22 protein-coding genes are annotated in these 21,499 nt (G+C 32.3%); 4 read left to right on the top strand and 18 right to left on the bottom strand.

Translation table 11 applies throughout. From position 1 onward, the window contains the following. Nucleotides 1–132: 132 nt before the first annotated feature. A complete protein-coding gene (locus COI44_RS17680; RefSeq protein WP_098429105.1) occupies nucleotides 133–687 on the bottom strand; it encodes a histidine phosphatase family protein in 555 nt (184 codons plus the stop codon). A gap of 117 nt (nucleotides 688–804) precedes the next feature. Between COI44_RS17680 and COI44_RS17675 the strand changes: the two genes are divergently transcribed. Then, nucleotides 805–1,374 (top strand): hypothetical protein, encoded by a 570-nt coding sequence (locus tag COI44_RS17675; RefSeq protein ID WP_098429104.1) that lies wholly within the window; start codon nucleotides 805–807, stop codon nucleotides 1,372–1,374. A gap of 120 nt (nucleotides 1,375–1,494) precedes the next feature. Here the strand turns inward: COI44_RS17675 and COI44_RS17670 are convergent, their stop codons facing one another. Beyond that, a complete protein-coding gene (locus tag COI44_RS17670) occupies nucleotides 1,495–2,193 on the bottom strand; it encodes a Dph6-related ATP pyrophosphatase (RefSeq protein WP_098429103.1) in 699 nt (232 codons plus the stop codon). A 284-nt stretch (nucleotides 2,194–2,477) separates the two neighbouring features. Here COI44_RS17670 and COI44_RS17665 point away from each other — a divergent pair, with 284 nt between their 5' ends. Then, nucleotides 2,478–2,714, top strand: a complete 237-nt coding sequence (locus COI44_RS17665; RefSeq protein WP_069032177.1) for a hypothetical protein — start codon at nucleotides 2,478–2,480, stop codon at nucleotides 2,712–2,714. 353 nt (nucleotides 2,715–3,067) lie between these two features. Here COI44_RS17665 and COI44_RS17660 read toward each other — a convergent pair whose 3' ends face one another. Continuing rightward, nucleotides 3,068–3,457 carry an iron chaperone gene (locus COI44_RS17660; RefSeq protein WP_098429102.1) on the bottom strand — a complete coding sequence of 130 codons (390 nt, stop codon included), beginning with the start codon at nucleotides 3,455–3,457 and terminating at the stop codon, nucleotides 3,068–3,070. Nucleotides 3,458–3,475: 18 nt separating this feature from the next. Then, a complete protein-coding gene (locus COI44_RS17655) occupies nucleotides 3,476–4,714 on the bottom strand; it encodes an MFS transporter (RefSeq protein ID WP_218926929.1) in 1,239 nt (412 codons plus the stop codon). 489 nt (nucleotides 4,715–5,203) lie between these two features. On the opposite strand from COI44_RS17655, the gene COI44_RS24685 reads away from it, so the two are divergent. Continuing rightward, on the top strand, nucleotides 5,204–5,371 hold the full coding sequence (locus COI44_RS24685; RefSeq protein ID WP_286163972.1) for a helix-turn-helix transcriptional regulator: 168 nt from the start codon (nucleotides 5,204–5,206) through the stop codon (nucleotides 5,369–5,371). 357 nt (nucleotides 5,372–5,728) lie between these two features. Here COI44_RS24685 and COI44_RS24390 read toward each other — a convergent pair whose 3' ends face one another. Next, nucleotides 5,729–6,406, bottom strand: a complete 678-nt coding sequence (locus COI44_RS24390) for a response regulator transcription factor (RefSeq protein WP_098429100.1) — start codon at nucleotides 6,404–6,406, stop codon at nucleotides 5,729–5,731. 230 nt (nucleotides 6,407–6,636) lie between these two features. Between COI44_RS24390 and COI44_RS17640 the strand changes: the two genes are divergently transcribed. Beyond that, nucleotides 6,637–7,533, top strand: coding sequence for a LysR family transcriptional regulator (locus COI44_RS17640; protein ID WP_098429099.1), 897 nt, complete (start codon nucleotides 6,637–6,639; stop codon nucleotides 7,531–7,533). Between the two features lie 58 nt (nucleotides 7,534–7,591). Here the strand turns inward: COI44_RS17640 and COI44_RS17635 are convergent, their stop codons facing one another. From COI44_RS17635 to COI44_RS17575, 13 genes are all read right to left on the bottom strand, one after another. Further along, nucleotides 7,592–8,020: a protein-tyrosine phosphatase family protein gene (locus COI44_RS17635; protein ID WP_098429098.1), complete on the bottom strand. Its 429-nt coding sequence runs from the start codon at nucleotides 8,018–8,020 to the stop codon at nucleotides 7,592–7,594. Between the two features lie 33 nt (nucleotides 8,021–8,053). After that, the gene (locus COI44_RS17630) at nucleotides 8,054–8,800 is read right to left on the bottom strand and encodes an MBL fold metallo-hydrolase (protein WP_098429097.1); all 747 of its coding nucleotides are present in this window, start codon (nucleotides 8,798–8,800) and stop codon (nucleotides 8,054–8,056) included. Nucleotides 8,801–9,589: 789 nt separating this feature from the next. Beyond that, nucleotides 9,590–11,140, bottom strand: a complete 1,551-nt coding sequence (locus COI44_RS17625) for an acyl-CoA carboxylase subunit beta (protein WP_098429096.1) — start codon at nucleotides 11,138–11,140, stop codon at nucleotides 9,590–9,592. Between the two features lie 8 nt (nucleotides 11,141–11,148). After that, nucleotides 11,149–11,586: a methylmalonyl-CoA epimerase gene (gene mce, locus COI44_RS17620; RefSeq protein ID WP_098429095.1), complete on the bottom strand. Its 438-nt coding sequence runs from the start codon at nucleotides 11,584–11,586 to the stop codon at nucleotides 11,149–11,151. After that, nucleotides 11,586–12,605: a methylmalonyl Co-A mutase-associated GTPase MeaB gene (meaB, locus tag COI44_RS17615; RefSeq protein ID WP_098429094.1), complete on the bottom strand. Its 1,020-nt coding sequence runs from the start codon at nucleotides 12,603–12,605 to the stop codon at nucleotides 11,586–11,588. Before meaB ends, mce begins: the two co-directional genes overlap by 1 nt. Further along, nucleotides 12,606–14,771, bottom strand: a complete 2,166-nt coding sequence (scpA, locus tag COI44_RS17610; protein WP_098429093.1) for a methylmalonyl-CoA mutase — start codon at nucleotides 14,769–14,771, stop codon at nucleotides 12,606–12,608. Beyond that, nucleotides 14,768–16,867 carry a methylmalonyl-CoA mutase family protein gene (locus COI44_RS17605; protein ID WP_098429092.1) on the bottom strand — a complete coding sequence of 700 codons (2,100 nt, stop codon included), beginning with the start codon at nucleotides 16,865–16,867 and terminating at the stop codon, nucleotides 14,768–14,770. The genes scpA and COI44_RS17605 overlap by 4 nt, the downstream gene beginning before the upstream one ends. A 302-nt stretch (nucleotides 16,868–17,169) precedes the next feature. Then, a complete protein-coding gene (locus tag COI44_RS17600; RefSeq protein WP_286163971.1) occupies nucleotides 17,170–18,138 on the bottom strand; it encodes a PDR/VanB family oxidoreductase in 969 nt (322 codons plus the stop codon). Between the two features lie 6 nt (nucleotides 18,139–18,144). Next, on the bottom strand, nucleotides 18,145–18,633 hold the full coding sequence (locus tag COI44_RS17595; RefSeq protein ID WP_098429090.1) for a dimethylamine monooxygenase subunit DmmA family protein: 489 nt from the start codon (nucleotides 18,631–18,633) through the stop codon (nucleotides 18,145–18,147). A 6-nt stretch (nucleotides 18,634–18,639) separates the two neighbouring features. Continuing rightward, complete coding sequence (locus COI44_RS17590; RefSeq protein ID WP_098429089.1) at nucleotides 18,640–19,590, bottom strand: heme-dependent oxidative N-demethylase family protein; 951 nt, start codon at nucleotides 19,588–19,590, stop codon at nucleotides 18,640–18,642. 566 nt (nucleotides 19,591–20,156) lie between these two features. Further along, nucleotides 20,157–20,453, bottom strand: a complete 297-nt coding sequence (locus COI44_RS17585) for a rhodanese-like domain-containing protein (RefSeq protein WP_098429088.1) — start codon at nucleotides 20,451–20,453, stop codon at nucleotides 20,157–20,159. Between the two features lie 16 nt (nucleotides 20,454–20,469). Then, complete coding sequence (locus COI44_RS17580; RefSeq protein WP_098429087.1) at nucleotides 20,470–20,829, bottom strand: rhodanese-like domain-containing protein; 360 nt, start codon at nucleotides 20,827–20,829, stop codon at nucleotides 20,470–20,472. Nucleotides 20,830–20,895: 66 nt separating this feature from the next. Then, entirely contained in the window at nucleotides 20,896–21,156 is a 261-nt protein-coding gene (locus COI44_RS17575) for a metal-sensitive transcriptional regulator (RefSeq protein WP_098234579.1), read from the bottom strand. Nucleotides 21,157–21,499 lie beyond the last annotated feature (343 nt).

The raw sequence follows: 21,499 nt of genomic DNA, 5'->3' as shown, positions 1-21,499 counted from the left end.
GTCAACTTCATTCACCTTATTCAAATAATGCATTTTTTAGTAGAATACCAAATAGAAATATCGATTATTAAACTCTTTCTCACCTTATTTACATTCAGTATCACTAATAAAAATATTAGAAGTGTACTAAAATTAATTCCATATTCTTTTCACTTCAACTAATGATTCACCTTCAAAGGATAATTTATAAATATCCGGCATAGCAAGTTCATCCCAAAAATTGAAATCATATTTTTGATCAAAATAATTCATAATTAGGACCATTAAATTGCCATGTGTACCAATAACAATGTTTTTACCAGAATAATTTACTAATAATTTGTTTATTGCTTCTATTCCTCTTTTTTGGGCGATATAATTTGACTCTCCCCCATTTAGCGAACGCTTAAAGTCCATCCAAACTTCTCTTATTACTTTTTCAAAATCCTCAACAGGCTCAATTGATAGGAGTCGCTCTTTAAAATTCCCTTCTATAATAATGTCTAATTTTAATGATTTGGCTATCTCTTCAACTGTTTGAATTGCACGTTTATATGGACTTGAAATTACGTAGTCAATCTTTTCTTTTAATAGTAGTTTAGTAACCATATTTGCATCAGAAAATCCTTTTTTGGATAATGGTCGGCCCAATTCATCAGGAGTATAAGTTGAATGCGCATGTCTTACTAAGTATAAGTTCGTTATCATTTGGCACCACTCCTTATATATCAACTTCATAGTTATATAACTTCGATTTATTAAAAGTATACTTTTAAATATTTTAACTTAAACTAAACAGTAAAAATTAACACAAGGTGTGAATAGATGAAAAAAATATGTATTACTACTATTTTGAGCACATTCATTTTTTTATGTTCTTCGCAGTTAACACTGGCAGAAAAGTTTGATGAAGTTTCTGCAACACTTACAGTTCAAGTAGGCCCAACAGCCGACCAATCAGGAGAAGCTGGTCAACCTATTAAAGGCGCAAGAATTATTGTCATCAATTCATTAGGTAAAGTTTTAGGTACTGTATTAACAGATTCAAATGGCATTGCAAAAATAAATGTAACAGTGGAAAAGGATCCTCTTTTTCCGAAGAAGCAAATGGGAGAGGTTACTGTAATCACTGTAGCAAACGGATATAATGAACAGATCGACTTTAGTGTACCAATAAATGAATTCAATGATCATATGGCTAAAGACTCGGTGTCACTATCGATTGTGGATCCAAAAAGAAGAAATGAACCACGTTTTACCAATGGTTCTTTTCATCGGTTAACCGTTTATGAAATGTTAGATGATTATGCTAAGAAAGTCGGATTAACGAAACAAAATATTATGATGGATGCAGGAGCAGCACCGCCTTGGGGAGCAAATATAAAAAAACAGTAAGTCTGAACAATTTCAATGTTATTTTTAGTTCGTTATTAAAACCCCAAAAATAGACTGTTTCAAAAAAACAGGCTATTTTAAAACTTATATTTTATCAACATTCTCGATGTTAAAACAAACTTAAACAAGAACTAAATCTGTATAACAAAATCTAGTTTCTCCTGTATAAAAATCAGCAGTAAGCTTCTTTTCTCCGATGCCAAACCGAATAGGATGATTAAAAATAGGACCATCAAATACAAATGAGTGGTATTCTCCATTCTCACCACAAGGATCAACCTCTTTTGGAAGTTCTTTGATTAAATGATAATCTATTTCTTTACCAGAAAATTCTTCTGCTAATCTAGTTAAATCAACACATGTAATAATTGTTTTATACCCTAAGGAAATAAAGCGTTCAATCACATTTGTCGTACCTTCACCCCATAAAGGAAAAATTGGATTAATACCTAATGGTTTAAGCATTTCCTCTCGATACTTTCGTATGTCTTCAAGAAATAAATCTCCAAATGCAATATTTTCAATCCCTTGTTCCTTTAGCTCTAAATTAACCTTCGTCATAATTTCTTGATATTTTTGATTAGAACAATTTTCCGGAATCCAAATTTTCTTTAATGGTAGACCGATTGAATTTGCTTGTGCCTCCAATAATTCAACTCTAACTCCATGAATGCTCGTACGATTGTATCCTTCAGTAACTGATGCAATAAGTACGACTACTTCAAATTCATCAGAATGCAAAAGATCATGCAGTGCCAAAGTTGAATCTTTCCCACTAAAAGATACGGCTATTTTTTTCTTATTAATTGCGATTACCACCTTTTTTTATAAACTTTTCTATAATTTTAAAAGACTCCTATTTGACATAGGTTCCATCATCTTCCATAAAAATTATAGCATTTTTCAATTAATTAATATTCTTTTAAATAACATAAAGCCCTTAATAGGATTAATCTTCAAAAATAGATAATAAATTTTTATAAAATGGCTAATAAATAACGAAGAATGATTCACTGAAAAATAAAATTGACATACAACCATAAGGTGTTATAATTTAAATAACACCTTATGGTTGTATAAATTATTTATAGGAGGCAACAAGAATGGACAAGCAAGGTCAAGAAATGTTTTTAAATTTCATTTTACAAAGAGTTCAAGAAGGTAAAGAAGATGAAGCAAGGGAAATTCTTTTAGAAAACTTCAGAAAACAAGATGAAGGTACTTTTTCATTAGAAGAAGTTCAACAATTTGTTCCTAAGATGATTACTTTATTAAAGCCTGATAAACTTGAAGAAGTTAAAGCAGTTGTAATGCAATTCGCTGGAAATTTTGGTAAATAAAAAGAAAAAACTCTGTCTATCAGAGTTTTTTCCTTTATTTCACTATTTATTGTTTAAAACTTCCCACCAAATAGCTCCCTTAGCCTTTTCACCTTCAATCGATCCTTCTACTTCTCTAAATGTCTTTCAATAATAAAAATTGAATATAGTCTATACAATTTTGCGATCAGCGCTAAAATTGATAAATAGATTATCGAATTGTCATCATTGAACTACTCACAACTAAACACCCTTACCGGATGTTTAGTATAACGGATAAAGTTAGTTATTACTGGAAAAAATTTGAACAAAATGATTTCGGCCTTTTTACTAAAAAACCTCCAAAGCTAAAATTAGCTTCAGAGGTTATGAATTTATTTTTTCTTTTTTAATTTTTCTTCAGCTTTTTTAATATCCTCAAGTTCCCTATACTTTACAATCTTTTTTATCAATTCAAATGGAAGTGGGTCGTTTATTGGAAATTGTACAGATCCTTTAGCGCCTTTATAAACGGATAATTCTTCTTTAAATGCTGCAATCCCACTTGCCCCAGGGTAAAATCCAATATGATTTTTAAATGCAGCAAAATGTACTAAATTTTTATTTAGTGCAAATGTAGGCATCTGGTAACTAATTCTTTCAACCGCATTTGGTACAACTTCTTTTACACTCTTCCTCAAAGCTTGTAATTTTTCCTGAACATCTGGCTGAAATTGTGAAATATATTCATCAATCGTTTCAAATGATTTTTTAGTATTTTCCATAAATCCTCCTTTAACAAATTATCCTGCTTTTTCTGTTTTATCTCCAGAAAGAGAATTAATTCTTCTAAGTGAAGGGAATAAATACATCCAAAGTCCTGCAACTAGTATCGTTCCAAGTCCTCCTACAAATACAGCTGGTACGGCACCAATTAATCCAGCCATTGTTCCAGATTCAAATTCTCCAAGCTGATTCGAAGTTCCAATAAATAACGAATTTACAGCATTTACTCTGCCTCTCATATCATCCGGTGTCTGAAGCTGAACAAGCGAAGAACGTATTACTACGCTGACCACATCTGAAGCTCCGATTATAAATAATGCAATTAACGAGATGACTAAGTTTGTTGAAATTGCAAATAGCATTGTTGCCAATCCAAAAATACCTAACGCTGCAAATAGTATCGGACCAAAAGATCTTTTAAGTGGGAAATAAGCTAAAATTAGAGACATTATTAATGCTCCAACAGCTGGTGCAGTACGCATCAGACCTAAGCCCCAAGCTTCTGTATGTAAAATATCTTGCGCATAAATTGGTAAAAGTGCTGTAGCTCCTCCAAGTAAAACGGCAAATAGATCAAGTGATATAGTTCCTAAAATGATTGGGTGTTTATAGACAAATTCTAACCCCATAAGCATTGTACGTAAAGATACTGGCTCTTGATTACGGATAAATTCACTATCTAATTTTATAAAAATTGTTAAGATTGATGAAAGTAATAAAGCAATTGCTGACGTTGCATACACGTATGCTGGTCCTACTGAAAATAATACACCACCAAGAGACGGCCCAAGTATTTGTGCTGTTTGACCTGCCGATGTACTCCAAGAAATAGCTTGTTGTAAAATAGACTTTGGCACAACTTGAGGTAATAACGCCGAAGAAGCAGGTCCTTCAAATGATCGGCATGCACCGAGTATAAAAGCAGCAATTAATATTTCCTCTCTACTAAGCCAATTTGCAAAATTACCATATAAAAGTAGACCTGCTATTAAAGCTTCTACCATTTGGCATATGAAAACAATTTTCCGACGATCCACTCTGTCAGCAACTTGACCAACTACTAAAGTAAGTAAGACCATTGGAATAAATTGTGCTAAACCTACTAGACCTAGACTAAACGCGTCATGTGTCAAATCATACATTTGCCATCCAATTGCTACCGATAGCATCTGAAATGAAGTCGAAGTAAACATTCGAGAGACCCAAAAATTTGTAAATGAGGTCCCTTTAAAGATCGATTTTTTTGATGCAGACAAATTCAAACTCTCCCCTTTTTTAACTCTAACAAATAGCAAATTGAATATTTATACTATTAATGAAATTTAAATACATATCATTATACTATTTTTACTCTGAATTTGTGGATTAATTCAACTTACATTAAATGATTTTCAATAATTGGAGGGCTCTATTATATTTCCACTCTAACCATTTATTTGTAAGCTATTTACATCTTTTTGCGTTTCTACTTTCTCATGAGTAAGCATTTCTCATCTTTTTCCTTTCTTACTTCCTCATGAACACCTCATGAGGAATCATATTTCTTCTTTTTCCTCTCTTACTTCCTCATGAACACCTCATGAGGAAGTTGGTTATATTTGTTCAACTGAATTTAAAGAAAATCTGAAAATAGATGATACACTACTCTCTTCATTTACATACTATGGTAAATTAATTTGTAAATTTTTAGAAAATACAACTGGAGAGTATGATTTAATCATTTTAAGCAAAGAGAATTAGAGGTAATGAAACGAATAATTGCTTGGGGTGAAAGCACAAATGAAATGGCAGATTCCATGAATATTAGTGAACTTACAGTAAAGCAATATATATATTCTGCAATAAAAAAACTCGGTGCCAATAATCGCTCTTATGCTGTTGGTGAATTAATTCGAAAAGGAATTATTTCCTAAAGACATTATTGAAGCACTTTAAACTAAAAAAACACTAATCCTTTTATGTAAAAGATTAGTGTCAGAGTTTTGAATAATTAAACAGTCTATAGGGAAAACAAAATTTAATGGAATAGAATTGATGTTAAAATTCATTTTTTTATATTTATTAACGATTTAAAGGTTAAAGTGTTTCAATAATTTTAATTTTACCTACAAACGATCGTAATTGTTTTTTAAATTTTAGAGCGAGCATATTGTAATGGAAATCAACATCACTCTACTCCTTTTACAAAAATTTGATAATTATAATTGACTAGAGTGTTTTTCAACAGCGTGACACTGATCTTTTAATGTATAAGATTATTGTAATTTTTTTTAATCAAACGAAATCCAATTATTTTTTAATGCAAAAATCACAGCATTTAATCGATCAGATACCTGTAATTTTTGGATTATATTTGAAACATGATTTTTAACAGTTTTACTCGAAATAAATAATTCAGCTCCGATTTGAATATTGGAATATCCTTGAGCTAAAAGTTGTAAAATTTCAATTTCTCTTTTTGTTAAAAGATTATTCATAGCTTCATAATCTAGTTCTTTCTTTTTCTTTCCATTCTCAAGCAATCGTGTATTTTCTTTGATGATTAAATTTGTTAATCGGGAATCTAAGAAGAATTGACCATTTTGAATTTGTCTTACAATATGAAGTAAATATTGTTCATCAATGTCAGTTAAGCAAATTCCATTTACCCCAATTTTCATCAAACTCGCAATTTCATTATAATCTATATTATTTTTAATGATGACTATATTAATGTTCTGATTAATTAACTTTAAAAGCTGAGATTTTGCTTCCATCTCTTCATTTTTCACATGAGAAATAAAAAATGATTCATTTAAATTGCTTGAATTTATTTCATGGAAATCTATTTTTCTAGCATCTAGATTATGATGTATTAAAATAGTACATATTCCAGATACGAAAAGAGTATTTTCAACAAAAATAAATGTTTTATTTTCGTGGTGATTAAACTCATTGTTAGTATACATTTTTATTCCCAACTTTCAACAATAACTAGATTCAGTTACTGATATTTCATTTCCTAATCCTTATTAATCCTATAAAATTATATGGAATTAAGTAGTATTTTACATCGTTTAAGGAAGAAATTATATTTCAGATATGTTAAGCTATTGTTAAGTAATACTTAACAATGTAAAGCACTTAAATATATTAAACTATTGGTATGATAAGTTAGTTTTTATATTAGGAGGTTAATATGAACTTTGAACAACTAGAGTATGTTGTAAGTATCGCAAATGAGAAGTCGATTTCAAGGGCAGCGAAAAAATTGCATATTTCTCCTTCTGGGGTTAGTCAAGCCATTAGTCAACTTGAAAGAGAATTAGAAATAAATATATTTAATCGTTCTAGAGGCGGAATTACCTTAACATTTGAGGGAGAGTTAGTATTAACTAGGTCAATTGAAATTTTAAATAATTTAAAAGAATTGAAAGAACAGCTTTCGGATTTTAAGGAATCTAGAGTCAAACATATGAAAATTGCATGTGCACCTACTTTTACTTATACAATTCACGAAGTGTTAAAAAAATACTCTGAAAATAACAATGTCGCTACGATTGAATTAATTGAGCAAGGTACACCTCAGATTCTTAATAATTTAGCAAAAGAGGACTATGACTTAGCGTTAGTAGTATCTTCAAAAGCCGAATTAGAAAAAGAAAATAATATTAATTTCGAATTCTTAAGTAAAGGAAATGTGTGCATTATAGTAGGCAAAAATTCTCCTTTATATGAATTAGATTATGTTACAGCTGAAGATTTACTTTATCAAAAAGTTGTCATGTATACATTTTCTAATAAAAATTTTCTACAATTAGCTAAGAAATTTAAAAATGAGGTCGTTCTTAAATCAAATCGTACGATGACACTTATTGAAATTATTAAGGAAGGACGTGTATTTACTTTTGTCCATAATACAACTTTAAGATATTTACCTGAAATATTAAGTGGCGAATTAAAAATAATCCCAATTAAAGAAACAGATTATATTTATCAAGACTTTTGGGTAATATCTCCCATTTCGAAAGAAAATACAAGTGACAAAAATGAATTCATAAAGTGTGTAAAAGATCATTTAAATGGTATTTCTTAATAAAAAACGCTAAATGATACAAAACGAATTTGTATAATTAGCGTTTTTTTATTTTTATTTAAGCATTAGGAAATATCTTTTTTAACGATTCCTTCATATCAGGATTCGATTTAATTGTTGGACGTATTGATCTAGCTATTTCTTCAGCTTCTTCAATTGTTTCAGCTTTGTTTAGTGCAATTAATGCTCCAATTGCCACTATACCTGCGCGAGTATTACCACCACCACAATGGAAATACACTTTTTGATCATTTTGATAAGCTTCTACTACATGGTCAATCGCACTTTTAAGTGTTTCTGCTTGTTCTTTTTTATCATCAACAATCGGACTATGTACACGGTTAATTTGAGGGTCAACCTCATAATTTTTTACTCTTAGATCAAAAACAATATCGGCATTTTCGTTTTCCATCATGTCTTTAACGTCATCTGCCCCACCGAAAAATACACGATCTTTTATTAATTCTTGATAATTCTTGTTGCTCATTTTTTTGCCTCCAAAAACGATTTTTTACTATTTTTATCGAATGATTTCACTTAATCTTTCTTTTACATTCCCCTCAAATAATCCACCATGATAACAAATCACTTTTTCAATATCAAATGACAATAAAGCCTCAAGTGATTTGATCGATTGTTCAATATCATATGTGTATTGTGGATTTGAAGGGTTTAATTGGCCGTTTTCAATCATTAATGCATCTCCTGCAACTAATGTTTTTGACTCCTGATGATAAAAACTTATATGACCTGGTGTATGTCCAGCAGTGTCAATAACAGTTATACCACCACAAATTGCCAAATCATTTCCAGGGGTAACAATATGGTTAACTTTACCTTTTGGTGGGTTTTCTAATCTGTTTTTAAATGCTTTTCGAAATTCATCTGTTGCATCCGCTGGTAAGGACGCTACAGCTTTTGCAATTTTTTCTGAGGTGATTTTAATCAGTAACTTCTCGCCTTGAATATAAGGTTTTTCTATTACACTCGCATAGACTTCAATTTTGTTAGTAGACTCTTCTACGATCACAGAAAGACTTCCAATATGATCAATATCTTGATGAGTAATCAGTATTTTATTCAGTTTTTCAAAAGGTACTCCAAGAGTTTCAAAGCAATTTTGAAATTCGTTTAATTGTCCTGGATAACCTGTATCAATTAATACCACTTCTTCTTCATCCCAAATTAGTGTTGGATGAATTGTATTCGTCATACCATTTGTATTCATCGTAACGCTTAACATTTGGATCTTACTTTTACCAATCATAAAATCACTCCCGAACTATATTGTATAATCATTTCCAAGTACTATCGTACTGATTACAGCTCACCGAGTCAACACTAAAATATATTATTATAACATAAATATTTTTATTTGTCAATAGACTGGTTAATTTGTTAAATTGTAATTTTTAACATTTTCTCACAAAAAAACTAGATATACTAATCTTAAAGTATATCTAGTCATTCTGTTGAAAAACACCTTGCCAATTACATTACCAAATTTTCGTAAAGGAAATAGAGTGATGTTGATTTCCACTACGGTGTGCTCGCTTTCCATGGGGCGAGATCTGAGCCTCCTCGGCAAGCCTGCGGGGTCTCAGCCTTCCCGCTTATCCCATAGGAGTCGAGCACCCCTCCATTCCAATCAACTTATACAACCAAAAAATGGTTACACTAAAAACCTAATTTAATATCCTTTACTTAGAGTAGCATAACAGTTGTTAATCAGTTTATATTTAAATTAAGTCAAACATCAATTTAGTATAATGATCGTTTGAACTTGTTTTTCTAAAAATTAGCTCTTAAATATTTTTAACTTCTTAAGAATAAGCAATTACTAGAGTTTGTTGATTTTATAAAACCGCTCCAATATATTACCATTTAAAATTATTATTAGATTATAAAAACCGAATTATATTATCAATAAGATTCACCTAATATACGATTGACATTATAACCTGATTAGATATACTAATCTTTTAATTTATCTAGCCATTCTCAAGTTTAGTGAGGTTGATTTCCATTACTAAACTATTCCTCAATTACTTAATTTTTAAAGCGGGATATTTCCATGTTTTTTCTTAGGTCGTGTTTCACTTTTTGTTCTTAACATTTCTAAGGATTGTTTTAAGACTTTACGTGTTTCTCTTGGATCAATAACATCATCGACCATGCCGTGAGAAGCTGCAACATATGGGTTTGCAAACATTTCTCTGTATTCTGAAATTTTTTCAGCTCTAGTTGCTATTGGATCGATACTTTGATTAATTTCTTTTGCGAAGATAATATTTGCTGCTCCTTCTGGTCCCATTACGGCGATTTCTGCATTTGGCCAAGCGTATACTACATCTGCACCAATTGCTTTCGAATTCATTGCTACGTATGCCCCGCCATATGCTTTTCTTAAGATTACTGTAATTTTTGGAACTGTCGCTTCTGAATATGCATATAAAATTTTAGCTCCGTGACGAATAATTCCACCATGCTCCTGGTTTACACCTGGGAAGAAACCGGTAACATCTTCAAATGTAATTAAAGGAATATTAAATGAATCACAGAAACGGATAAATCTTGAAAGTTTATCAGAAGAATTAATGTCAAGACCACCAGCCATTACTTTTGGTTGATTTGCTATGATTCCTACACTTTGTCCATCAATGCGACCAAACCCTATAACGATGTTCTTTGCAAAGTTTGGTTGTACTTCCATGAAATCTCCATTATCAAGAATTTGCTCAATCACTTTTCTTACATCATAAACTTTCGTAGATTCGATCGGAACTAAGTCAATTAGATCTTCTCTCCAATCATCTTTTTCAAAGAAAGGAACACCTTCTGGTTTTTCGTTATTATTTTGAGGTAAGAAGCTGATTAATCTGCGTACCTGTTCTAATATTTCTGGTTCTGATTCTTCAGTGAAATGTGCTACACCGCTAATCGAAGAATGAACTTTTGCTCCTCCTAGATTTTCAGATGTAATTTTTTCCCCAGTTATAGTCTCGATTACTTTTGGACCAGTAATAAACATTTGGCTCGTCTTTTCAACCATAAATACAAAATCAGTAATTGCTGGTGAATAGACTGCCCCTCCTGCACACGGTCCCATTATGACAGAAATTTGTGGTATAACACCAGAATAAATCGAATTGCGATAAAATACATGACCGTAACCGTCTAAAGAAACTACTCCTTCTTGTATTCTTGCACCACCAGAATCATTTAACCCTATAATCGGAGCACCCACTTTTGCTGCTAAGTCCATAACTTTCGCAATTTTTAAAGCGTGCATTTCACCTAATGCTCCACCAAATACTGTAAAATCTTGTGCAAAAACATAAATTAAACGTCCATGTACTTTACCGTAACCTGTGACAACACCTTCACCTGGACTATCCATTTTATCCATTCCAAAATTCGTAGCACGATGTTTAATAAAGGGATTTAATTCGACAAAAGTATCTTCATCTAATAATAGATTAACACGTTCTCTAGCAGTTAATTTCCCTCTATTATGCTGTGAATCTATTCGTTCGTCTCCACCGCCTAGTTCAATGACTCTCTTTCGATCCATTAATTCATTAATTTTCTCATACGCTGTCGTCATAACTTTATTCAACTTCCTTTCTTAGTAACACTAGATGATGGTTGGCATAGCTCAAACAATACTTTATTCGTTGAATTTGGATGAAGGAATGCAACTAGGCTATCGTGCGCACCCTTTTTTGGAACTTCATTTATTAGTTTAATTCCGTGTTCTTTCACAATCTCAAGCTGTTTCTCACAGTTTTCTGTTTCTAATGCAATATGGTGAATTCCTTCGCCTTTTTTCTCAATAAACTTTGCAATTGCGCTCTCTGGACTAGTTGCTTCTAAAAGCTCTATTTTCACTTCTCCGATTTCGATAAATGCTACTCGTACTTTTTCACTTTCAACTGTTTCAATTCCTTTAAGTTTTAAGCCAAGTACATTCGTATACAATTGAATAGAAGTTTCTAAATCTCTTACTGCAATTCCAATATGATTAATTTTTTTAGGACTAGTCTCATGCATTACAATGTCTCCTTCCGATTGCCTTCAAAAATGGATAATAAATAGTTTGCAGCTGAAGTTGCTGTTAATTCTCCATTTACAATTGAGCTTTCAATCGTTTTTAAATTTAGTTTTACACTTTCATGATTCATAAAACTTAGTTTTAACTGTTCAAAAACCATGTTGTACATCCAATCAATCATTTGATTTTGACGTCGCAAAGAAAAATAGCCAGACTCAGTTGTTAAATCTTTAAAAGCATTAATTTCATTCCATATTTCTTCAATACCTTCACCAAGTAACGCTGAAGCTGTGTATGCTTTACTAGACCAACCTGGAGTTGAAGGCTGTAATAAGTGAAGTATTCGGTTAAATTCAGCCTTAGCCGCTTTGGCCTTTAATTTATTTTGTCCATCGGCTTTATTGATGACAATTGAATCTGCAAGTTCCATGATGCCTTTTTTAATTCCTTGTAGCTCATCTCCTGCTCCAGTTAGCATGACTAAAAGAAAAAAATCTACCATTGAACGAACCTGCACTTCACTTTGACCAACACCGACAGTTTCGATTAAAATCACGTCATATCCTGCTGCTTCGCAAACTAGCATTGATTCTCTTGTTTTACGTGCAATCCCACCAAGAGAACCACCTGATGCAGAAGGTCTAATAAATGCATTAGGATTCTTTGAAAGTGAATCCATTCTTGTTTTGTCTCCTAAAATACTACCTTTTGTAATTGTGCTACTTGGATCGATTGTTAAAACGGCTACTTTATGTCCTTGTTCACACAAATATGTTCCAAAGCTTTCTATTAAACTACTTTTACCGGCTCCTGGAACCCCAGTTATTCCAATCCGGATCGAACGACCTGAATGAGGAAGTAACCTCGTCAACACATTTTGTGCAGAATTCATATGTGCTGACGAATTACTTTCTATAAGGGTAATTGTTTGGGCTAAAATAGTTCGATTGCCTTCAAGTACTCCATTTACATAGTCGTCTTCTGATAGCTTTTTCTTTCTTTTGTTTTCGTGATCCATTTAAATCGTATCCTCAAGTCGGCGATTAATTTCTTCAATAACCTTTTGTGCCGCAACTGGGATAACAGTACCTGGTCCGAAGATTGCTGCCGCTCCGTTCTTCAATAAAAACTCATAATCCCCTGCTGGTATTACTCCTCCAGCAACAAGAACTATGTCCTGTCGACCTAGTTTTTTTAACTCTTCCATCAATTGTGGAAGTAGCGTTTTATGGCCTCCTGCTAAAGAGCTCATTCCGATCACATGAACATCATTTTCAACTGCTTGAAGCGCCGTTTCCGCTGGTGTTTGGAATAAAGGACCGATATCTACATCAAAGCCTAAATCAGCAAATGCTGTTGCGATTACTTTCGCTCCACGGTCATGACCGTCTTGTCCAAGTTTAGCAATCATAATACGAGGACGACGACCTTCCTTCTCTTCAAAATCATCAGCCATTTTACGCACAATTTCTATTTCATCTTTTTCACCGTATTCCGCACTATAAACTCCCATAATTGAACGAATAACGGCTTTATGTCTACCTACTACTTTTTCATAAGCATCCGAAATTTCACCTAATGTTGCACGAGCTCTAGCAGCCTCAATTGCAAGCGCTAACAAATTACCTTCCCCAGACTCCGTAGCCTCAGTAATTGCAGCTAATGCTGCCTGAACTTTTCCTTCATCTCTAGTTGCTCGAAGCTCTTGTAATCGCATAATTTGCGCTTCACGAACTGCAGTATTGTCAACTTCTAAAACATCTAATGGATCTTCTTTTTCAAGGCGATATTTATTAACGCCAATAATTGTCTCTTTACCTGAATCGATGTGAGCTTGACGTCTTGCTGCGGCTTCTTCGATTCTCATCTTTGGTAAACCAGTTTCAATCGCTTTTGCCATTCCACCTAATGATTCAACCTCTTGAATATGTGCCCAAGCTTTTTGAACTAATTCATTTGTTAACGATTCAACGTAATATGAGCCTCCCCAAGGGTCCACTACATTACAAATTCCAGTTTCTTCTTGTAGATAAAGCTGCGTATTACGGGCTATACGAGCAGAGAAATCAGTTGGTAATGCAATTGCTTCATCTAAAGCATTCGTATGAAGTGATTGAGTATGTCCTAAAACAGCAGCCATCGCTTCAATACAAGTACGAGTCACATTATTAAATGGATCTTGTTCAGTTAAACTCCAACCAGATGTTTGTGAATGCGTTCTTAGCGCCATAGATTTTTCTTTCTTTGGATCAAATGATTTGATCAATTTAGCCCAAAGCATGCGCCCTGCTCTCATTTTTGCGATTTCCATGAAATAGTTCATCCCAATTCCCCAGAAAAATGATAAACGAGGAGCAAACGAATCAATATCGATACCCGCTTTTAAACCTGTTCGAACATATTCCAATCCATTTGCCAAAGTATAGCCTAATTCGATATCTGCAGTTGCTCCTGCTTCTTGCATATGGTAACCAGATATACTGATGCTGTTGAATTTTGGCATATGTTGTGAAGTATAAGAAAAAATATCAGCGATAATACGCATTGATGCTTCTGGTGGGTAAATATAAGTATTTCTCACCATATATTCTTTCAAAATATCGTTTTGAATCGTTCCTGTAAGTTGTGATTGATGTACCCCTTGTTCTTCTGCAGCAACAATATAAAATGCTAAAACAGGAAGTACTGCACCATTCATTGTCATTGAAACTGACATTTTATCTAAAGGAATACCATCAAATAAAATTTTCATATCAAGGATTGAATCAATTGCAACCCCTGCTTTTCCAACATCCCCTTCAACACGAGGATGATCTGAATCATATCCACGGTGAGTAGCTAAATCAAACGCAATCGATAAACCTTTTTGACCAGCAGCTAAATTTCTTCGATAAAATGCATTACTTTCTTCTGCAGTTGAAAAACCAGCGTATTGACGTATTGTCCAAGGCTTGTTTATATACATCGCAGGGTAAGGTCCACGTAAAAATGGAGCAATTCCAGAAACGTAACCTAAATGTTCAATCTGATTAAGATCATTTGAATCATATAATGGTTTTACATCTATTTGTTCTAAAGTTTTCCAATCATCATAATTAACTTGCATCTGTTTAGGAGGTACTATATTCGGTGCTGAAAATGTTGTATTAAATGGCATCTTTGTAAAGTCTGTTAGTTTGTTCATTTCATAATCCCTCCATCCTTTTGAAGATTTTGCAACTTCTCGAAATTATTTACATTGATATGAATGAAATCATCAATTCCAACTTCTTTATATAAATTCATATCATCTATTGACGGCTTTCCTGCTAAAAGTACTTTTGCATTCGGATTAATTGTTTTAATCTGATTTGTTAAAGAAGGTACAACTTCTGAATATTGATCATCAGTTGAACAAACAACAGCAATTGTCGATTCTGATTTTTTAAATTCATCAATTATTTCATCAATTGATGCAAAGCCTTTATTTTGAAGCACCTTAAATCCTCCAACTTCAAAGAAATCAGTAACAAAGTCGGTGCGAGGTTTATATGCTGCAACTTGCCCAAAATTTGCTACAAATACAGTTGGAAATTCACCTGTACTATTTTTATAGCTTTGAGAATTTTGGCGTAATGATTCATAAGGTTGAGCACCACGATGTATGTTTAATGGATTAACGCTAGGTAGATCTGAATCTACTAAATTCATTGCAGTTAAAATGTTCGATATTGTTGCTCCATTAGTTGCTGCATCAATAATATCTTCAATTGAACTACCACTTTGTAATACGAAATGTTCGGAACTGCCCTCGAAGTTTTCTTTATTCCCCTCAACTTCTTTACGATCCAATTCTTTTTTCTCTAACCCTGTTTCATTCAGATTTGGATAAATATTAGTCCCAATAAATTTATCTTTTCTATTTTTTATGTTGCCCGATTTCTTTTCTGCAACCTGTCTTACTAATGCTTGAGGGAAGCCTTCTTGTATTGCCTTAACCATTCCACCTTTTTCTTCAATCTTTTGGAATAGTTCCCAAGCCTTTTCAGCCAAAGAGTAAGTAAGTGATTCAATATACCAAGAACCACCAGCTGGATCAGCTACTTTTGATAAATTTGATTCTTTTTCAAGAATTAAATGTGTATTTCTCGCAATACGTCTAGAAAACTCATCAGATGATTTAATCGATTCATCGAATGGTGAAACATGAAGTGAGTCAGATCCTCCAATTACTCCTGCAAAAGCTTCAACAGTTCCTCTAAGTATATTTACATAAGGATCATAAATCGTTTTCGTCCATGCAGATGTACGAGAATGAATATTCATTTTTTGTGAAGCCTCATTACCACCTAATTCTTTCAACATTCTTGCCCAAATCATTCTAGCTGCTCTTAATTTTGCGATTTCCATAAAGAAGTTCGACCCGACAGAAAACGAGAAAAGTATCTTCGTCGCTGCATCATCAAGCGGAATTTCTTGGTTATCCATTTCACGTAGATACTCTAATCCAGTTGAAATCGCAAATGCTAATTCTTGCACTGCATTTCCTCCAGCATCGTGATAAGGATGTGACTGCACTAAAATATTTCTTAAATTTGCTGTATGTCTAACAGACCATTTTGTGATCTCAGCCATCATTTTGTAAGCATTTTCAAGAGAATACGGAATTGTCCCTTCCTTCACTAAATTACTGATCGGATCCATTCCAATAAAGCCATTTATTTTATTAAAATCGTAATTTTGTTGTTGTAAATAGGCGATAAATGAACCAAAAAATGCTTGCCCGCTGTTAACTGTTTCAATATATAAAGGAACGTCCTCTAAATTTATATTTTGAAAGGCTATTCTAAAATCATTAATAGATGTTAAGATTAACCCTTTATTTGAATTATTATTTTTACTATTTGTTTCGAAAGATTCGTTCAGTTGAATCTTTAACATCGTTTGACCTTTGTCTAAATCATGTTTTGCAACACGGTTGAACTCTACTGGCGATGAACAATCTAATTCCTGACTAATTTCCCATGGTTTTTCTAGAAAGCCTTGTTCACTTGTTCCTCTAACAAAAGGAAATTCTCCTGGTTGTGCGTTCAAATAAGGATAGTTAGCGATATCTTCTTCCCCATACATCGGCTTCAAGCTTATTTCTTCATACGTTTTTGTTACAAGCTTTTCCTCAATAGTGGCTCCTTTTAAGGATTTTTCAACAACATCTCTCCACTCTTGTACAGTAGGCTTTGGAAATTCAGCAAATAAATTCTCTTCCAAGTTATGGTTCGAAGTTTTCGTATTTTCTGACATGTATAAAGCCACTCCTTTCTTTAACACTTAATTTAATAAGATGTAAAAATAAATTAGATCATCGAATTTATCGATGTAATAAAGTCGATTTTTCTTTTCATTAAGAATATAAATGCAAAGAATAATTAAAATTTCGACAAACGCTTTCAAAAATCCTCTAAAATTATGAAAATTAGGTATTTTTTAAATCATCTCATTTATAAATATATTTCGACATTAGTTTTTTTCTAAAAAAACATAAAAATAAAACAGCAAGTCTACCAAATAAATGGGTAGTCTTGCTGTTTTACTAAAATTGAACTCTAAATTTCAAGGATTATTTGACTGGATTTCGCCCTAGAAACACAGGTTAAAATCATCTTATTACTTTTTCTTTGATCCTCATCTAATAAAAAATCGTGATGCTCAATTTGACCATCGATTACATTTACTTCGCATGTCCCACATCTACCAACTCTACAGGAATAGGGTACTTTTATGCCCTCATCCAGTAAAACATCTAATAAAGTTTTATCAACGGGAACTAGTTTTGTCGTTCCATTCGCCAGTCTTACCTCAAAGGGTCTTGAGTTAGCCAATAATTGTGGTGTAAAAACCTCAATATGGACACTTGATTTCGGGTAGCCAAATGCATAAGCTGACTCATTAAATTGAGAAATAAACCGATTAGGACCACAAAAATATACATGAGTACCGATTGAATGGTCTAAAAGCGTTTCAACTTTAATTCGACTAGAATTAAGCTCTTTCGTAAAGTAAAAAGTAGTCTCTTCTTTATAATATTCATTTAAAAAGTTATAAAATGCACTACTTGATTTTGTTGCCGAAGTATAGTGAAGTTCAAAAGATTTATTTTTACTTTTTAATTCCTTCATCATCGATAAAAATGGCGTTATGCCAATACCCGCTGCATAAAACACATGATGTTTCGCTCTTAAACTTATTGGAAAATGATTTTTTGGGTAGCTAATGCGTAGTCGATCACCTACTTTAATTCGTTCATGCCAATATTTTGAACCACCCTTTGATTCCGAACTTAAATAAATGGCAATTTTATAAGTGTTATCAATAAGTGAATGATGAACTAAGGAATAGGGTCTGCAAATAATCTCATTTTCTGCAGCTACATATGTATTAATATGAGAACCTCCACTAAAAGTTGGAAGATTAAATTCATCAATTGGAATAAAACTAAACTCTTTAACCTGTTGTGTTATTTGCTTTATTTCATTAACACGAACTAGTATCGTATTCTCAATCAATCCATTCACTCCCATCTACAATTTAGCGATATTTCCTAAATATGCGTCATAATGGACCGAATAATGGTCAGAAACTGAAAGTAATAAATGACAGTTTTGACACTGAACTTCTTTTCCAATTTCTAAATTTTTTAATTCAGTTAAACTATGACAACGACAACAAAAAACCTTCGAGTTCAATTCACCATAACCAACATATTGTACTTCATCTTCAAAAAATCCAACATCTTCTATAATTGGTCGTAAATTTTTAAGCTCTTCTTTACTTAGTGCTAAATATAAATAGCTACCCATTTTCTGACTTTGCAACCAAGTTTTAAGATTAGTTTGCATTTGTTCTGGACTTGAATCAAATCCGATGAAGACAAAATCAAAAGAATAATTTTTCTCAAGTAACTTTTCTAAAATTGGCTGGATTAACGACCTTCCTCTATGATTCGAACAGATTAAATATTTTCTTTTTCCATCTATAAAACTAGCTTCTTCAACTATTAAATTATTCATCGCATTCTACCCAACTTCATCAAGTTTATTTTTTAAATATGTTATTACTTCTTTTTTATATGAAGAGATTCCTTTATAATCTAAAATGAAATCCGGCAATTCACATAGAATTTTATAAAATTGTTCTAACCATTCCTTATTTAAGGTTAATTGCTCTAGTGGTAATAAGTGAGTATGAATCGTAAATAGGAGTCCATTACTAGCAGCCAACCTAAATAACTTTTGAGCTTCAACACGTAAGTGAACAAAATTCCCAACATTATCAACTGTAACTTTTTTTCTATCTTTACCCCATTGGTCGAATGTTTCTAATGAAGTATCTATTTTTTTTCCTGCCATTAGTGACCAATTTTTACGAGCCCAAGGTGCTCCTTGTTCAATATTTTTTAAGAAACGAAGAATTCGTTCATCCAATGATTTTTCACTAAACATAGGGATTGGCTGATGAATCTCTTTAAATCTCATTCCTAGTTTAAAAGTAAGTGACCAATTAGAAGGAAAGCAGAGATGTCCAGCATCTAAAAATAGATCTCCATCTCGTTGACTCATATAAATTAAATCCTCTTGAACATGTCTACCAATGAAATTCAATGGCTTTCCTAATACTGAAGATAGGTCCCCAAATCTAAATTGTTCCTCCTCCATCAGAAGCTTATTATAAATAGTCCAATATTCATGACCCTTATGAACTTCAAAATAGTTTGGATAATACCTTTTTAAATGATCTAAAACTAATTCTACAATTTCCCATTGCCCTTCAAAACTAGTAGGAAGTGCCTGATAACAATGGCTAGGTGAATTGTGTAACAAGCTTCTTTTTAATTTTATTTCCTTCTCATATTTAGGAGTAATCTCGATGCTTACTGGTGGATCTAATAAAATAGAATTATTAGAGTAACGATAAATCTCCTCTTTAAACGGATACGGAAAGCTTTCTAATTCATTAACTTGATTCATCTGAACACCCTTTTTAGTAGATTAAAAGTAAATCGTTCAAATAAGTTAAACTAGACAAAGATAAACATTCTATTAATTTCTGTTTTTTATTAGATTAGATTTTAATTAAGTATAAGAATATTCTGTTTTTTATGTCAATAGCTAGTCCGATTAATTGTTCATTTTAATAGAAAGTTTACGAAAGAATCGTTTATGAGGTACTATATCTCGGCTTTTTGTCTTTTTACTTCCTCATGAATCGTTTATGAGGTACTATTTCTCAGCTTTTAGTCTTTATGTTTACTCATGAACCCTTTATGAGGTACTATATCTCGGCTTATTGTCTTTATACTTACTCATGAACCCTTTATGAGGTACTATATTTCAGCTTTTTGCCTTTTTGCTTACTCATAAACCCTTTATGTGGTTCTATATCTCGACTCTTACTTACTCATGAACTATTTATGCATATGTATTTACACCATTTTTCATTTTCATCTACTAATAAACCTGAGTATGTTCTAAACTTTCAATACAAATAAAAAAAATTGCCTATATTCTTCTATAAGCAATTTTGATCAAATCGTTTATTCAATTTCTCCTGTCCAAGCAAGCATACCGCCAGTCATATTTACAACATTAAATCCATGACTTTCTAAAAACTGTACTGCTCGACTACTTCTGCCACCAGCATGACATACAACGATGTATTCATTAGTTTTATCTAAATCAGCCATTCGAAATTCGATTAAACCAAGTGGAATATGCGTCGCACCAGGGATCATTCCGTTTGCTACTTCATCCGCCTCGCGAACATCAATTATATTAAGTGAATTTTCACTCTTTAATAGATCTTCAAGTTTTTCTGCTGTAATTTCTCTCATTCATTATTCTCCTTTATTAAGACCAGGTACTCATTCCGCCTTTAACATTTGTAATATTGGTATAACCCATTTTTTTAAGCACTTTACATGCTTTTTTACTTCTCATTCCACTCTGGCAAATAATAATTGTTTCTTGATCTTTTGAAAGATGATTTAAATTTTGCTTTAACAAATGCAATGGAATATTTTTGAATTCTTTAATATGTCTTCCTTTATATTCTGCAGGTGTTCGAACATCAATGAATTGTTTTTCCTTCCTTTTCAATTCATTTTTTAATTCATTTGTTGAAATTTGCTTAACCCCTCTGATTGGAAGAAAAGTTTGTACTAAAAAATAAGCAATTAATAAGATGATTAGAATATTTAACATTTCCATTTAAGTCCTACTTTCAAGAGGTGATGTTCAGAAATATTTTGGCCAGTAATATGTTTTAAATGTTTTTTATCTACTTTTTACTAATAAGTTAACTGCTTCTTTTACAAGTTCTTCTGCACTTTCTCCATTTTCATCAGCTAGTCTTACACATTCAATTAGATTTGTACTTACAATCACTCCAATTGTACGATCCATTGCCGCTCTTACTGCTGATAATTGAGTGATAACATCTTTACATCCTTTATCCTCATCCATCATTTTTAAAATGCCTCTAAGCTGCCCTTCAATTCGTTTTACTCTATTTTTTATTTGATCATCATAAGACATAGAAATCTTTCCTTTCTAAGTAAAATTTTTACATTAGTTAAATTGAACTATATACCCAGATAGGTATGAAGTCAATTAAATTGCGTCCATTTTAGATTACTAGAAAAAGAAGATTAGTGGCATAACCAACACGAAATTACTTATTTAATAGTCAATTTCTTTTTGAACAGCATAAAAGCCTGGTATCTAACTAGTCCAGGCTTTACTTCATTACATATTTATTACTAAAAAAGGTATCGTGATGATCGCTATGATCATTAATAACCAATGATTCTTCTTAATTTGAGTAATTTCTTCCTCCAATATAAGCTCTTCACTTTTTTTCATTATATATTCCTACTTT

This window comes from Bacillus sp. AFS088145 (genome assembly GCF_002564465.1).
GTDB lineage: Bacteria > Bacillota > Bacilli > Bacillales > Bacillaceae_G > Gottfriedia.
Note: the sequence above shows the minus strand (reverse complement) of the source record. Positions and strands in the feature narration are given on the sequence as shown.

Excerpts from the sequence above, each read along its gene's own strand:
- COI44_RS17680 (WP_098429105.1), bottom strand. The coding sequence starts at position 687 with ATGATAACGAACTTATACTTAGTAAGACATGCGCATTCAACTTATACT.
- COI44_RS17675 (WP_098429104.1), top strand. The coding sequence starts at position 805 with ATGAAAAAAATATGTATTACTACTATTTTGAGCACATTCATTTTTTTA.
- COI44_RS17665 (WP_069032177.1), top strand. The coding sequence starts at position 2,478 with ATGGACAAGCAAGGTCAAGAAATGTTTTTAAATTTCATTTTACAAAGA.
- COI44_RS17660 (WP_098429102.1), bottom strand. The coding sequence starts at position 3,457 with ATGGAAAATACTAAAAAATCATTTGAAACGATTGATGAATATATTTCA.
- COI44_RS24685 (WP_286163972.1), top strand. The coding sequence starts at position 5,204 with ATGAAACGAATAATTGCTTGGGGTGAAAGCACAAATGAAATGGCAGAT.
- COI44_RS24390 (WP_098429100.1), bottom strand. The coding sequence starts at position 6,406 with ATGTATACTAACAATGAGTTTAATCACCACGAAAATAAAACATTTATT.
- COI44_RS17640 (WP_098429099.1), top strand. The coding sequence starts at position 6,637 with ATGAACTTTGAACAACTAGAGTATGTTGTAAGTATCGCAAATGAGAAG.
- COI44_RS17635 (WP_098429098.1), bottom strand. The coding sequence starts at position 8,020 with ATGAGCAACAAGAATTATCAAGAATTAATAAAAGATCGTGTATTTTTC.
- COI44_RS17630 (WP_098429097.1), bottom strand. The coding sequence starts at position 8,800 with ATGATTGGTAAAAGTAAGATCCAAATGTTAAGCGTTACGATGAATACA.
- COI44_RS17625 (WP_098429096.1), bottom strand. The coding sequence starts at position 11,140 with ATGACGACAGCGTATGAGAAAATTAATGAATTAATGGATCGAAAGAGA.
- mce (WP_098429095.1), bottom strand. The coding sequence starts at position 11,586 with ATGCATGAGACTAGTCCTAAAAAAATTAATCATATTGGAATTGCAGTA.
- meaB (WP_098429094.1), bottom strand. The coding sequence starts at position 12,605 with ATGGATCACGAAAACAAAAGAAAGAAAAAGCTATCAGAAGACGACTAT.
- scpA (WP_098429093.1), bottom strand. The coding sequence starts at position 14,771 with ATGAACAAACTAACAGACTTTACAAAGATGCCATTTAATACAACATTT.
- COI44_RS17605 (WP_098429092.1), bottom strand. The coding sequence starts at position 16,867 with ATGTCAGAAAATACGAAAACTTCGAACCATAACTTGGAAGAGAATTTA.
- COI44_RS17595 (WP_098429090.1), bottom strand. The coding sequence starts at position 18,633 with ATGAATAATTTAATAGTTGAAGAAGCTAGTTTTATAGATGGAAAAAGA.
- COI44_RS17590 (WP_098429089.1), bottom strand. The coding sequence starts at position 19,590 with ATGAATCAAGTTAATGAATTAGAAAGCTTTCCGTATCCGTTTAAAGAG.
- COI44_RS17585 (WP_098429088.1), bottom strand. The coding sequence starts at position 20,453 with ATGAGAGAAATTACAGCAGAAAAACTTGAAGATCTATTAAAGAGTGAA.
- COI44_RS17580 (WP_098429087.1), bottom strand. The coding sequence starts at position 20,829 with ATGGAAATGTTAAATATTCTAATCATCTTATTAATTGCTTATTTTTTA.
- COI44_RS17575 (WP_098234579.1), bottom strand. The coding sequence starts at position 21,156 with ATGTCTTATGATGATCAAATAAAAAATAGAGTAAAACGAATTGAAGGG.